We start from the raw sequence: 14,609 nt of genomic DNA, 5'->3' as shown, positions 1-14,609 counted from the left end.
GCCATCAAACTATCCCAAGGCGCCTTTAGCTGCAGATTTATTCGCCTTCAAACTCACAAAGTTTAACCAACTCAAGCCCTAAAGCGGTTAAACGTGCTTCACCACCTAAATCAGGTAATGAGATCACAAAGGCCGCATGTTTAACTTCACCGCCCAGTTGGCGAATGAGTTTAACGGTCGCTTCAATAGTACCGCCAGTCGCGAGTAAATCGTCAACGACTAGCACTTTGTCATTTGGGTTAATCGCATCGGTATGAATTTCTAGGCTATCGTGACCGTATTCCAGTTCATAGCTTTGGCTGATAGTCGCACGCGGTAATTTACCCGGTTTACGCACAGGTACAAAACCGATACCCAATTCTAAAGCCAACGGAGCACCAAATAAGAAACCACGGGCTTCAGTGCCCACAATTTTGGTAAAGCCTTGACCACGATAATGTTCAACTAACAAGTCGATGGTCGCTTTATAGGCTGCTGCATTCTCAAGCAAACTGGTGACATCTCGAAATAAAATCCCTTCCTTAGGATAATTAGGAATCGTTTTAATGCTTTGCTTTATCAAGGATAAGGTTTCTGTATTCATAGCCATCATATTTGCTTAATAAGTTACTTAATCAATTCACCAACCTAGCGGTGGCGGTATAAAACAAAACGTCCACACTGGGTGGACGCATTGTCGAAAGTCGGACAAAGCTTATGCCGCTTTAGTTTTAGTTGCAACAATCACAATGCACAAGTGATGGAAAGGTTATCAATTTGTGCCTTAGATCAAACCCTGTTGGCACTCAGTTAAATCGCCTCAACAAGAACACGACTAAACTTTCAGTCACAGCACTTGAGCCCATTCAATCACTCAATCATCCCTCTATTTCAGGTATACCTTTAAGATACCAAAGTAGGATCAACGCCATGACAAGCAGCAGACCTTTTACCCAAAGGATAGGGACCACAATAATACTGAGACTAAAACTGAGTGCGCTAACTATTATGGCTTTGCGTTTCAATCCCTTACGCATTGCTCGCTGCTCTTGCCACTGGGTTAAGGCGTCGGCAAACCAGGGATGTGTCATCAACCAATGGTGTAAACGTTCACTCGAGCGGGCAAAGCAGAAGGCAGCAAGCAAGATAAAAGGCACGGTCGGCAATATCGGTAGCACGATACCGACTAAACCTAAGACTAAAGCGGTTAAGCCTAACAGTAAAAATAATCCGCGCTTTAATACCATAGGTTTAAATGCCCTTTATCGAAAAAACAAAAGCCACTCGAAGAGTGGCCAATAGGCTATGCGCTAAAGATTAACGCTCGCTTAAATTAAACCTAAATGCTTTAACCAAGACAGACTTGCTGGCAGAGTCGGCAACAGTAAAACTAAAATAAAACCAATAAAATACAAAAAATTAAATGGGTCTTTGAACGGCTGACTACTCATTACAGCTCCTCTAGTATGTGCAAGTATAAGTGCGCAGGAATCGTACAGTGATTGAGATCACAAAACGGCCGACATTGTAGCGGTTTGTCAAATTAATAAAAACCCTCTAAATGTAGGGTTATTGCATTTATTTCGGCAATTATCCCAACCTTAAGACTGACGTCCGCGCACTATCCCTTTGGCCGCTAATTGCTCGAGTAACTGCATACAACCTTGCTCAATAATCTCTGGCGCCATTTGAGGGTAAGTGATTGTTAACCAATCAACTATCTCTTTAAAACCCGCTTGGCCTTGAGCTTGAAGAAATGCCAGCACCTGTGCGCTTAAGGGATTTAACTGTAAGAAGCACACTTCACAATCGGCATCTTGATAGAAACAAAAAAACACTGGCGTATCGAGTTGTTGCTGCGGACGATAATCCTGACGAATGTGCTGCACCTCAAAATGATACTGCGCTACCCTCGCCGTCTGCGACAAACATAAAGTCTGCGTCGACATTTGCGCTGAGCTGAGTTGAGATTCATCCTCACTCGCCTGTGCGACCGCAACGGCCAACTCTAGCCATTCATAGTGCGCTAATTCGAGCATAAAAACAGGATCATTTGCCGTGGGCTGATATTCCTGCTGTAAAAAATCTAAAAACTCACTCGCTATATCGATAAAAATCGGCGATTGGCAATCATGTTGACTGAAAAAACGCTGCACCAAAGTCAGCCAATCCTCCTCAGAATACAAACTTTTCAGCACGGGGAAGCCGTTCGACACAAATCCCAGCACATTATTAAAAAATAACTCGCGGTAAACCTGCATACGCCGGACATCAGTATCCACGGGCAATGGCGAAGAGGGATCGCGGATATAATCGATAAAGGATTGCTGCACTTGCTTAAAATCCATTAGGCGCTCCTCTTTACGGCATGAGCACTATTTTGGGCATGGGAGCTGGACGCCGCCATTTGATAAGCGTGAATTTGATTTATCTCGAGCAACAATTCAGCGGTTGTCGGCAAATTAAAGTCACGCTCAAGCAAGGTCGGTTTTACCCCATGCAAAGCATAACAGCGCTGTAATAATGTCCAGACGGGATCGTTAATGGCTGCGCCATGGGTATCAATGAGCAGATCTTCAGCTTGTTTGTAGTGCCCAGCAATATGCAGATAAGCGATGCGCTCCGTCGGCATGGCCTGTAAAAAGGCATCGGCATCGTATTGATGGTTTATCGAGTTCACATAGATGTTGTTCACATCCAGTAGCAGTTTACAATCTGCTTCTTGCAGCACGGCATTAACGAATTCAAATTCTGTCATTTGCGCACCTGGAGCGGCATAAAAAGACACATTTTCTAAAATGAGCGGCCGCTCTAGAATATCCTCTACTTGCTTGACCCGCGCCGCCACATGCTTCACCGCAGCGTCGGTAAAAGGGATAGGCATTAAATCATATAAGTGACCTTGCCCTGAGCAATAACTTAAATGTTCGGAATAGACTTGGATTTGATGTAAATCCATAAAGGTTTTGATATTTTTTACAAACGCGAGATCTAAAGGTTCAGGGCTACCAATGGATAAACTCAAACCGTGGCAGTAGAAAGTATGTTGCTCAGTCAACTCACGAAATTGGCGGCCAAATTTACCACCTAAGGTCATCCAATTCTCAGGCGCCACTTCAAAAAAATGAATAGCATCAGGCACCTGTAAACAAAATTTACTGAGCATTTCTCGCCTTAACCCCAGCCCTACCTGTGCCGTATTTTTTTGATCATTCATAAAACCTCACGAACGCTAACCTGTAATAGCTTAAGAATAAAACACAAGAGACCAGCGCTGGCTGGCCTCTTTAGGCTCAATTATCCCAATAACTGCAGGGATAAAACAAACCCGCTTTATTTCACTTCTTTTTTAACGGCTTCGACTTTAGCATCCACTTTTTCGGCGGTTTTCTTCATATCAGCGCCACATTTCGCTTCACCACACTTACCTTCATGGGCCTTATCAGCGGCTTTCTTCATGTCAGCACCGCATTTCGCTTCGCCACATTTCCCCTCATGAGCTTTATCTGCAGCCGCTTTTTTCATCTCAGCACCGCATTTAGCCTCACCACACTTACCTTCTTTGGCTTTTTCAGCGGCGGCTTTCTTCATGTCTGCGCCGCATTTGGCTTCACCACATTTGCCTTCTGAACCGACAATTTGATAGCCCGCATCCATAGCTTCAAAACCAAATGGGTTAGTTTGTGCATTGACAGCAAAAGCTGAACTCATCACAACTGAACCTAACGCTACTGCAACTGCTGTTTTTTTAACTGAATTCATAAATAATCCCTTCTTGTTTATTGAGTAATAATGACCAACAACAGTTTAAGTAGCTGGCTTACAACAAAAGACCTGCCTTATTTCGATTCTATTGCAAAAAATATCACTAAGTCACAGAAATGGTAAAAATATCCTGCTAGGACAATCAGTTTAGCTTGGATTTTATTTATTGGCGTACCTATTCATCCTCCTTCACAAGGCCACTTTGTAACTTAGGGCTGATAAGGTAGAATGCTCGCCCTTTGCAACAGATATGGGTTTACTGCAGTGCGTGTGATTTTGGCTCCAATGGAAGGCGTAGTAGACGCTTTGATGCGTGACATCCTATCGACCATCAATCCCTACGATTTGCTCGTCACCGAATTTGTGCGAGTGGTAGACCAACTGCTGCCTGAAAAGGTCTTTCTCAAACTGTGTCCTGAACTGCTCAACAACGGCAACACCCCTTCAGGTACGCCAGTAAGAGTACAATTGCTTGGTCAAGAACCCCAATGTATGGGCGAAAATGCCCTACGTGCCATTGAGTTAGGCTCACACGGTGTTGATGCAAACTTTGGCTGTCCAGCAAAAATTGTTAACCGCAGTAAAGGTGGCGCCGTATTATTGCAATATCCTGAGAGTGTGCACGATATTGTCAAAGCCATGCGTCAAGCAGTACCAAAAGAGCATGCCGTAACGGCCAAAATACGTTTGGGCTATGAAGATAAGTCACTGTTTATGGAAAACGCCATTGCAGTGTATGAAGCTGGTGCAACTGAACTTGCCATCCATGCGCGCAGTAAAGTCGACGGTTACAGACCGCCAGCCTATTGGGAATACATCACCGAAGTACGCAAACGCTTGCCAATCCCGGTGATCGCCAACGGTGAAATTTGGAACAGTGACGATGCTAAGCGTTGTATCGAAGTCACGGGCTGCGACAGTATCATGATCGGCCGCGGGGCAATTTCATTGCCGAACTTGGCTGATACTATCAAGACAGGAGCCACTCCTTATACTTGGGCGCAAACCTTAGGGCTCATGCTCAGTTATACCCAAAGGGAACTCAATGGCCGTAAGAGTGACTATTATCCAGCCCGGATCAAACAGTGGTTCACCTATCTCAACCGTCAATATCCCGAAGCCGATACCTTGTTTAGGGAACTGCGAGTCTTTAAAACAACGGAAGAAATAGTCCGCGTATTAGAAACGGCGCAACGGAACTTATGCGACGAATAATCGCGACGATATGTGTGATAAAAGGGCTTTTGCCGTAGCACATATAATGCGATAAGAATGAAGTACTTTTTCGATTTTTAACGGCTAAAAAACCGAAAATGTGGCAGATACTTGATCTTTATCATAGTCGTTGATAGTGGAACTATTAGACTGGACGCCTAGAGTCAAATGAAATAGGCGATTTTACGTGAGCACCACCCATATCAGACATGAATTGTCAGAGCTTGAAGCTAATCTAAGGAAAGAAATAGGCGCGCTCCCTCTGTTCCTCGAAGCCATAGGGGAGCATTACGCTAGCCTGAGTCTGACAGAATTAATTGATAAATTGGCTCAGACACCACTGGCTGAACACCCACTATTTTGCCGATTAAATAAACTTGATGCCGCCTTTTGCCAGCTCGACTTAGGTCTCTACGGTCTTTGCTCGGATTGTGAGGCAGAAATTGAAACCGAACGCTTAAGCCAAGATCCCACCGAACAACGCTGCACCTCCTGCGCCGAGCATTATCAGCATGAACACCGCCACGAACTGCGCCTCACGCATTGATAGCGCTCATTCGACATCCAGTAAACTGCCTTATAAGCAAAAAAACCTCCGCAAGCGGAGGTTTGAGTTATCCAGGGAGGGCGGACAACCTAAAACTTCTGGTTTATTCTCAGGTAATACGTTCTACCTAACACATCATATAAACCCACATTCACATCGCGATAATCGGCGTAGGTGTAATAGTTTGGTGTTTCAGCATCAAACACATTATTCACCCCTACTGTGATAGAGCCGTTATAAGCATGGGTATAACCAAACTGAATGTTATGTTTAAAGTAATTATCGTAATCAACATAACGGTCGGTTTCTTCTAACTCGTTGAAATAACTTGCTGATTGACTACCAATATAAACAACTGTCCATGCGGCAGAGAAATCATCGTATTTCCAACTGGTCGCAAAGTTACCGCGCCAATCGGGCGAGTCAGTCGACCCTGCGTAGTCGATCATGTCTGCTTCAGCGTTATCCTGCTTTTTAAAATCAAGCACATGAGTTAAATCCAGTTTGAAATTGAAATCCCCAAAGCCTGTTTCTAAGTTATAAGCCGTAACAAAATCGATACCTGAGGTCTCAACTGTAGCTAAGTTACGAACTCCGGCTTCAATATATTCAATCTTGCCATCTGGACCGCGCGTCACATAGGGAGAAGAACCATTCTTGATTTCATCACGCAGGATATCATCCACATCAATTGACTCAATTTTGTTGTCATAGGTGATTGAGTAATAAGATAACTCCAAGTTCCATGCGTCAGTGACATTCCAAACGCCGCCAAAGGTTAACGAGTTGCCCTCTTCTGCCTCTAGATCAGGATTTCCTCCATACCAGGTTTTATGTTGATTATTAGTCGCACAATATATGGCATCCACGTTACCAGGTTCATTACACCATAAAGAATCAACACCGTTCTCAAAGCTCAAGGATTGAGACGAGAACATTTCGCTCATATTCGGCGCGCGGAATGAGTCACCATAGCTAGCACGCAGTAATAACGTGTCTATAGGACGCCAGCTTAAACCAAACTTAGGCACCACGGCATCGAAGGTCGATGAATTAACAACTTCCCCCTGAGGCCCTGTGAGAGTTCCTTCCTGCTCATAGCGCTCATAACGTACTGCGGCAGAAAACTCAACATTGGCAGGTAAGCCTACTTGGAGTTCCAAATAAGCGGCACTACGGTCACGCGTGGCATCCACATCATCCCCCCCCGAACCGCCGGAGATAATACCCGCGGCCGATTCTGGATCACTGGTTTGCTTAAACTTGATCATTTCATATTCAAGACCGCCGACCATAGCGACCGAAAGATCACCGTCATCGAGCAGTAAGGTCGAAGCAAGACCATCCAATTGAGTACTTTCAAATTTTCCCTGATAAACCCCAGTATGCGCAGCTTTACGATACAGATCTGTCATCTGTTGATCCCACTGCTCATAACTCATTCCAGAGGTATTGAAAATATCATATTGCTCTGAATCAATTTCTTGCTGAATAATATCGTCATTGAGTAAATTATAATTAAAACTATTTGTCGTCGATGTTGCGTGCTGGGCATTTAATTCCCAGTCGATACCATTCCCTGAATCAATTGCACCAACAAAGCCACCTAGAATATCAAAGTTGTTAGTTTCAGTTAATGTATCTCGCTCGCCAAGTTGCGCACCTCGCATAGAAATCACTAATTCTTCACCAACTGGGTTAAACTTATTATCGGCACTCATCACAGGGGTATTCGTTGATACTGGCGTACCCGCATAACGGGTTTCAGTTTCTGCTAATGAAGCAGAAGCACGGCCTCGGAATTTTATATTTTCTGAAATCTCATAGGAGAAATTAGATAACAGCGAATTACGGGTTTGATCGCCAAATAACTTAGTGACATTGCCATGATTATATAAACAACGACCATCACCTGAGTCTATGGTATTTTCCGTTTTTTCACATATATCTGAATTACTATACCAGCTACCATTGCCTGGTCCATATTTACCGTTTGGTACTGAGCTATATCCACTATATGCATTATAACTTGAATCGTCCATTCGCCAAATATCACGATCCATTACCGCTTTAGTATCATAATATTCATAGGTTAGCGTGATATTGCCTTTATCAGTATTAAAGCCCGTTGCAAGTGATAAACGGTTGGCATCGCCTCCTTCAACACTTGGCTGCTCAGTGCTGTAATCGAGTTGAAACCCTTCAAACTCCTTCTTAGTGATAATGTTTATCACGCCCGCAACCGCATCGGAACCATATACTGCCGAGGCGCCATCGCGCAGGATTTCAATACGCTCCACGATAGCCATAGGGATAGAAGATGTATCGGCCACAGAGCCAGAGCTCGAACTCGTGCCCGGCATACGGCGTCCATCTAATAACACTAATGTCGCAGACGCTCCTAAACCACGTAAATTGACATCACTGGTTGAGCTTGCTCCTGATCCATAGCCAGAAATACCACGCCAAGAACCAAAGCTGTTTATCGCAGAGTTATTCAATACGTCAGCAACGGTTTTTTCACCCGTCATGGCAATATCCGCAGCATTAATGACAGTCACGGGTGAAACAGTTTCCATATCAACTTGTTTAATACGAGAACCCGTCACTTCAATGCGTTCAACTTTCGCATTTTCTTCTGCTGCATTTCCCACTGCAGAAAAGCCTATTCCAGAAAAAACCACACTGCTTGTCGCCACTGTAATTAAACTAGTACGAACGGCTTTGGCCGTTAAACTTAAATAGCGCATTAATCTCTCCTTGAGGTAAATAAAACCCTATGTTTGTTATTTTTATATTTGGCAAGCGAACTCTATTTCGCTGTAGGGATAATGTTAATGCGCAACATCTAAGTCAACCATTAAAAACAATTAATCTCAAATTAAAACAAATTGACACAAAATAAATCAACTTGAATATAAGATATTCGGATATACATCATGGAGTTAAGCAATACAGACCTGTTGAATATATTAAATATTTAATTTGATACAATAAATCTCAATTGTTAACCAAAAGAACACCGAGAAACTCACGCCACAAATGAACCAAAGTGTATCAAAAATAAAACGCTGAATATTAATTTACACTTAGTTCAATATTAATTAACAATAAAAAATGCCACTCATTTGAGTGGCATTAATATTGAAACACTGAGTAATGATTGATTACTTAAAGTTGGCAACCTTCAACACTTTTTGAGTTCTCATAAACAATATCGCCTACAGGATTGTAGTCAGCAGCTTTAATCACTTGTTTCTCTTTCAAGAAAGAATAGAGTAAATCAGCATCAACAAAACCCGTTTGAATTGGGCTGGTTAGTTTAGGATAACCGTCACCACCCGCAGCATTAAAGCTAGGTACAGTGAACTTATAAGTGGCTGTTGGGCTAAAATCCTTGCCGCCAATGTCGCTGATGTTGGCTGTTTTAGCCACACAGTCAATGGTCATTTAACCGCCTGTAATTTTGCATAGCAGTACTATCGAAAGGTTAATCAGTTACGCGTGAAAGTTAACACTTACACCAACTACGACTCACACATCGCTAAAGTGAAATACCCAGCAAATATCAATACTTATTTTTGATAACTAGCAGAAGTATTTTATAAGCAACGTACTACAGAATTGAAACTACCTCCATAAGAGGTAGTTTCAATTGAATAAAAAAACAGCTAGTTAACTAGCTGTCTTTTAATCTATATCGTTGCGATATAACTTAAGTTTATGTTCAGCACGAACTTATTTACAGTTAGGTACAACCACGCCATTTTTAAGATGAACGACTTTACCAGCCACAGGCTCGTAATCGGCAGCCTTAATCATAGGATTTTTTTCAAAAAACTCACGTAGAACAGCAGCGTCGGTTTGCTGAGTATTTAATACATCAATCTTAGGATAGCCATCACCACCGGCAGCACTAAAACTAATAACAGAAAAACTGTACTCCTTAGTAGGTGAGAAACCGAGGTTATTAATATCACTTATATCAGCAGTAGCAGTATCGCAATCGATTGTTACACTAATATTGCTTAGCTGGGCATAAGCTCCTCCCGTCAAAGTACCTACTTTGCCAAGATAAGCAGCCACTTCGCTACCCGCCATAGTAGCCTTAGTTACAAAATTACCAAAAGGTTGTACTTTCAATACGTCACGATAGCTCACATCACCAGCTGCGATTGAATCCCGTACACCACCTGAATTCATAACACCAAAATCAGCATTGACTAAATCATCAGTTCTGTAAGCTTCACCCAATAAGTGACCTAAATTAGTTTGCTGAATACGAACAACATTACGGTCTCCCTGAAGTAAGCCATCCGTTTTTGAAATTATTACATCCAGCAATTCTTGACCTTTTTGCTGATATGGATAAAGTATTGATTTTACAACAGGATCCTCAGGAATAAGTGTGCCAGCTAGAACACTCTTATCATTCTCATCTTTCACCAATAAATTAATTGGAATTAAGTCATAACTAACCAAATTCAGTTTACCATTGAACATTTCAAAATCAGCACGGCCAACATACTTACCCCATTCATGGGCTTGCATGATCCAAGTACCATTTTGTTGGTCTGGAGCACAATCATTACCAGGTTTGAAATCAGCATAGGTTTTATTATCAGTACCCGGTTCCATACACACTGGGTTCTGTGAATGACCACCAATAATAGCCTGTAGTTTACCTTCAGCGACTGAACGTGCTAATAACACATCACCAGGTGCTTCGGAACCATGCTTACCATCGGCGTAATGCCCCATATGAGTAGTCGCAAAGACCAGATCCACTTTTTCATTTGCTTCTATATCTTTAAGGTTTTTTTGGATCTCTTCTTGCGGATCAGCAAAATAGATACTGCTAATATTTTCTGGGTTCACCAAGTGGGCGGTATCTTTAGTCGTCAAACCAATAACAGCAATTTTAAGACCGTTAACATCAAATATGCGGTAAGCATCAAATAAACGTTCGTCAGTTACCTTACCATCTTTATCTTTAATATAAATGTTTGCAGCCAGCATAGGGAAGTTTGCCAACTTTGCTTGCATCTCAAGCACATTTAAGCTTTTATCAAACTCGTGGTTACCCACTGCCATTGCATCATAGCCGATTAGGTTCATACCGATAAAATCTGGCACAGCATTTTGCATATCAGACTCTGGCACACCTGTATTAATATCACCGCCAGACAATAATAAAACTTCACCACCTTTGCTTTCAACTTCATTACGAATTTGGTCAATCAAAGTTTTACGAGCAGCCATCCCATACTCGCCATTACTATTTTGCCAGAAACGGCCATGGTTGTCATTGGTATGTAAAACGGTAAACGTTTTACAAGCACTTCCCGCTTCAGCACACGTTGTTGGAACTTTATCGTCATCACTATTATTACAACCCGCAAGTGCAGCAAGAACAGCAGTTGCAACTAATCCTTTAATAAGCATATGTCTCATTACATCAACCCCTTGATTTTAATTATTTTATCATAGAAAGATTGCCGTGAACTCCATCAAGTTCAGCGTCACGGATAATAGCAAATAATAAAGATAAATTGTGTCATTTTTATTAAAAACTTGACATTTATATGAAATTTGGCGGGCATTTTAAGAAGGATTTGTTTCATATAAAAAATAAGCTGAATGACTGATTTTTATATATTTAGAGAATACAAAATAAAAATAGAATAAATGGATTTTAATCGTTTGTTATAAATAACTTAGGAAATATGAAAAAACATCGCGATTGTTCCTTTAAAAAAACAAGCATGGGTAAATTCCAACTTACCGCATGCTGCTTTTATCAGCAATTAGACTTATCTACATTTCAAATCGCTGTAATAACCACTTAGAAATCGCTTTCAATTGTTCAGGAATGACAGAATGTGGCATAGGATAAGTCTGCCACGTAACATGATAGCCGCCCGCCGTTAAGGCTTCTTTTGCTAACATTCCAGCGGATAATGGTACAACATCATCCTGTAGACCGTGTTGCTGTAATATGGGTGTATTGCGATTCGCCACACTTAATTCAGCGGGTAACACATCGCCCGTCGGCAAATAGCAAGACAACGCCATAATCCCTGCAAGTGGCTCAGGGAAACGCAGTCCAGAGAATAAACTCATTACTCCACCCTGACTGAATCCCGCTAATACGATACGTTGACTCGCAATACCCGCCGCGATTTGTTCATTAATTAATGCGGCAACCCTTTTTTCCGACTCAAGCACGCCTTGCATATCGGCTCTGTCATGCAAATCCATGCTTTTAATATCGTACCAAGCGCGCATAACGTAGCCACCATTAATGGTCACGGCTTGCTCTGGTGCATGGGGAAAAATAAATCGAATAGCATGATCTACAGGTAAGCCTAATGCAGGCACTACGGGAGCAAATCCGGCCCCCGAATCCCCTAATCCATGTAACCAAATAACCACAGCCGTAGCAGGAGTCTTAGGTTCGACAACAATACGCTCAAGAGAAACTGACATACTAAAAATTCCCAATTCGATATTAAACACTCATCAACTAAAAAATGATGATAAATCTATACGTTAAACACTCATCACCACTCGGGCACAGGTTATTCAGCATCCATGCCCAGCACATCTTGAATCGCACGTAACTGAGCATTTGAGTCCAATACTAAGCTCCAACGTACACCGCCACCATCGGCGATCAGCATAGGAGGCTGACGTCTCAAGCCGATATCCTCAGCACTCGCTTGCAGTACGATACTGGCAACGTTGAGGCGCACTTGAACCTCAAACTCAGTAACGATTAACTTACCCTGCGCAAAATCTAACACCATTATGATAACCGCCCTATGTGAAAACGCCGTCATCATAGCAAACTTGTGCTCTTTTACCGATGGCATTTCCTGACCAACATCCAAGCCATTAAAGTTTGATTACATTTGAGCTAACAGTGAGATAACAAATCCAGTGAATTATCAGGTAAACTTTTGCGCTATATAGAGTGGGTTAACAGAAAACCAAGCTGAATTGATGGTCTTATCACCCCAAACTCGAACTAACATACTTCATCATTAGGCTACTATAAATAATGCTTTCACTTCGTCGAACCGTCCTTTGCAGCACCCTAGTCTTTGCCCTGCAACTACTTCCCTGCACTTATGCCAATAGCGCTCCAAATACCTTAACCACTGAGCCTACTGCCACTGTTGTACAAGCTGATACGCAGCAGAACCAAGATGCACTGACCTACGCCAATTACACTGAAGTCAGCGTGAGTCATTTGGAACTAGCCCTTATAGTCGATTTTAAGCAAAACCGCTTATCCGGTGAAGCCACCCTCGATTTAGCTTGGCATAAGGCGGGGAAAGAACTCATCTTAGATACTCGAGATCTGACGATTAACAGCGTAAGTGCTTTAAATACAGCTGGGGAATGGCAAAGCGTGCCATTCACGTTAGCCAAAGCGGACGCTGTAAAAGGCACCGCGCTAACCATCAAACTTGCTGATGAAAATAGTCAAAAGGTCAAAATCAATTATCACACATCGAATAATCCGTCTGGTATTCAATGGTTAACCCCTGAGCAAACCCAAGGTAAACAGTTACCTTTTATGTTCAGTCAGAGTCAGGCGATTCACGCCCGCAGTTGGATCCCACTGCAAGATACGCCAGCCGTTCGCCAAACCTATAGCGCAACAATTACTGCAGATAAAGCCATCACTGTGGTCATGAGTGCCGATCGCAAAACCCTGTCGAGCACTCAGACCCAATTCACTATGCCGCAGGCTATTCCAGCTTATTTGATTGCTATTGCGGCAGGACATTTAAAGTTTTCTCCCTTAGATAACATCTCGGGCATTTGGGCTGAGCCAGAGATCCTCGACAAAGCGAGCCAAGAATTTGCCGACACGCCAGAAATGATCAAAATCGCGGCTAAACGTTATGGCGATTACCCTTGGGGACGTTATGACTTGCTTATCTTGCCACCAAGTTTCCCCTTTGGCGGCATGGAAAACCCGCGTTTGTCTTTTATTACACCCACAGTGATCGCGGGTGATAAAAGCTTAGTGAGCCTCATCGCCCACGAACTTGCGCACTCGTGGTCGGGTAATTTAGTGACGAATGCCACTTGGCGCGATCTCTGGCTTAATGAAGGTTTTACGACCTATGTTGAGAATCGCATCATGGAAGACCTCTATGGCCGTGACCGAGCACTGATGGAGCAAACCATCGGCTACTCTGAATTGCTTGCCGAGCTTGCAGAACTTACTTCTGCCGATTCAGTGCTACATCTCAATCTCGGTAAACGTTCGCCCGACGAAGCCTTCAGCGGTGTCCCTTATATAAAAGGCCAGTTGTTCTTAATATTTTTAGAGCAAAAATTTGGCCGTGAACGCTTCGACACTTTTGTGAAAAGCTACTTCAATCATTTTGCATTTCAGAGTATTACTACGGCGCAATTCCGTGAATATTTATCTTTGAATCTATTAAACAAATATCCCCATCTTGTCAGTGAAGGTGAAGTGGATACTTGGATTGAAGGTCAAGGTTTACCGTCATTTCTTGTGCCGCCTAATTCCCACGCCTTCGATGATATCGATACCCAAAGACAAACTTGGCTCGAGGGTAAACTCAGTGCAAGCGAGTTGAAAACCAGCACTTGGACAGTCCACCAGTGGTTAAGATTCATCAATGAAATGCCAAGGATCAATCTAGATCAAACCAAACTTGCCGAGCTAGATAAGGCGTTCCATTTTACGGGCACTGGCAACAGTGAAATTGCTTTCGCATGGTATTCACTCGCCCTAGACAACGGCTATTACGCAGTACTACCCGCATTAAAACAACACTTAACCCATATTGGCCGCATGCGCTTAATCGTGCCTTTATATCAAAAGCTAGCAAGCTCTGATAAATACGACTGGGCCAAGAGTGTCTATCTCAAGGCTCACAGCGGCTACCATCCCCAAACCCAAGCAAGCCTAGATATGATGTTTGCCGACAAACCACTCGAGCATGAACATAGCCATTAGCGAGATAAAGAGCCATTAGCACCATAAAAACAAAAAGCCCAAACCTAGGTTTGGGCTTTTGCTATTTAATCTTTAGCCTCGATTCATTCAACTCAT

At 42.8% G+C, this 14,609-nt stretch carries 13 protein-coding genes and 1 pseudogene; 3 read left to right on the top strand and 11 right to left on the bottom strand.

Annotated elements, in window-relative coordinates:
- Positions 1-37: 37 nt before the first annotated feature.
- The 6 genes from apt to L5M29_RS13155 all read right to left on the bottom strand — a co-directional run bounded on the left by apt (position 38) and on the right by L5M29_RS13155 (position 3,741).
- Entirely contained in the window at positions 38-589 is a 552-nt protein-coding gene (gene apt / locus L5M29_RS13180; RefSeq protein ID WP_263148526.1) for an adenine phosphoribosyltransferase, read from the bottom strand.
- A gap of 268 nt (positions 590-857) precedes the next feature.
- Positions 858-1,226, bottom strand: coding sequence for a YbaN family protein (locus L5M29_RS13175; RefSeq protein WP_263168189.1), 369 nt, complete (start codon positions 1,224-1,226; stop codon positions 858-860).
- Between the two features lie 81 nt (positions 1,227-1,307).
- Positions 1,308-1,430 (bottom strand): hypothetical protein, encoded by a 123-nt coding sequence (locus L5M29_RS13170; RefSeq protein ID WP_006082086.1) that lies wholly within the window; start codon positions 1,428-1,430, stop codon positions 1,308-1,310.
- A gap of 150 nt (positions 1,431-1,580) precedes the next feature.
- The gene (locus L5M29_RS13165) at positions 1,581-2,327 is read right to left on the bottom strand and encodes a DUF2063 domain-containing protein (RefSeq protein WP_263168187.1); all 747 of its coding nucleotides are present in this window, start codon (positions 2,325-2,327) and stop codon (positions 1,581-1,583) included.
- Positions 2,327-3,196 carry a DUF692 domain-containing protein gene (locus L5M29_RS13160; RefSeq protein WP_263168185.1) on the bottom strand — a complete coding sequence of 290 codons (870 nt, stop codon included), beginning with the start codon at positions 3,194-3,196 and terminating at the stop codon, positions 2,327-2,329. The genes L5M29_RS13165 and L5M29_RS13160 overlap by 1 nt, the downstream gene beginning before the upstream one ends.
- 116 nt (positions 3,197-3,312) lie before the next feature.
- Positions 3,313-3,741, bottom strand: a complete 429-nt coding sequence (locus tag L5M29_RS13155) for a hypothetical protein (RefSeq protein ID WP_028759624.1) — start codon at positions 3,739-3,741, stop codon at positions 3,313-3,315.
- Positions 3,742-4,008: 267 nt separating this feature from the next.
- Between L5M29_RS13155 and L5M29_RS13150 the strand changes: the two genes are divergently transcribed.
- Entirely contained in the window at positions 4,009-4,959 is a 951-nt protein-coding gene (locus L5M29_RS13150; protein ID WP_105253104.1) for a tRNA-dihydrouridine synthase, read from the top strand.
- A 187-nt stretch (positions 4,960-5,146) separates the two neighbouring features.
- Complete coding sequence (locus L5M29_RS13145; RefSeq protein WP_263168183.1) at positions 5,147-5,506, top strand: TraR/DksA C4-type zinc finger protein; 360 nt, start codon at positions 5,147-5,149, stop codon at positions 5,504-5,506.
- A gap of 89 nt (positions 5,507-5,595) precedes the next feature.
- Here L5M29_RS13145 and L5M29_RS13140 read toward each other — a convergent pair whose 3' ends face one another.
- The 5 genes and pseudogenes from L5M29_RS13140 to L5M29_RS13120 all read right to left on the bottom strand — a co-directional run bounded on the left by L5M29_RS13140 (position 5,596) and on the right by L5M29_RS13120 (position 12,315).
- Complete coding sequence (locus tag L5M29_RS13140) at positions 5,596-8,256, bottom strand: TonB-dependent receptor (RefSeq protein WP_263168182.1); 2,661 nt, start codon at positions 8,254-8,256, stop codon at positions 5,596-5,598.
- A 421-nt stretch (positions 8,257-8,677) separates the two neighbouring features.
- Positions 8,678-8,956, bottom strand: a pseudogene (gene ushA, locus L5M29_RS13135) (bifunctional UDP-sugar hydrolase/5'-nucleotidase); the annotation flags it as partial.
- A 288-nt stretch (positions 8,957-9,244) separates the two neighbouring features.
- Positions 9,245-10,960: a bifunctional UDP-sugar hydrolase/5'-nucleotidase UshA gene (gene ushA / locus L5M29_RS13130; RefSeq protein WP_263168181.1), complete on the bottom strand. Its 1,716-nt coding sequence runs from the start codon at positions 10,958-10,960 to the stop codon at positions 9,245-9,247.
- 363 nt (positions 10,961-11,323) lie between these two features.
- A complete protein-coding gene (locus L5M29_RS13125) occupies positions 11,324-11,995 on the bottom strand; it encodes an alpha/beta hydrolase (protein WP_263168179.1) in 672 nt (223 codons plus the stop codon).
- Positions 11,996-12,087: 92 nt separating this feature from the next.
- Positions 12,088-12,315, bottom strand: a complete 228-nt coding sequence (locus L5M29_RS13120) for a DUF3389 domain-containing protein (RefSeq protein WP_263168278.1) — start codon at positions 12,313-12,315, stop codon at positions 12,088-12,090.
- A 254-nt stretch (positions 12,316-12,569) separates the two neighbouring features.
- Between L5M29_RS13120 and L5M29_RS13115 the strand changes: the two genes are divergently transcribed.
- Positions 12,570-14,513, top strand: coding sequence for a M1 family metallopeptidase (locus L5M29_RS13115; protein WP_263168177.1), 1,944 nt, complete (start codon positions 12,570-12,572; stop codon positions 14,511-14,513).
- Positions 14,514-14,609: the final 96 nt, after the last annotated feature.

The sequence above is a fragment of the Shewanella sp. SM95 genome (genome assembly GCF_025653595.1).
In the GTDB taxonomy this organism is placed as follows: Bacteria; Pseudomonadota; Gammaproteobacteria; order Enterobacterales; family Shewanellaceae; genus Shewanella; species Shewanella oncorhynchi.
Note: the sequence above shows the minus strand (reverse complement) of the source record. Positions and strands in the feature narration are given on the sequence as shown.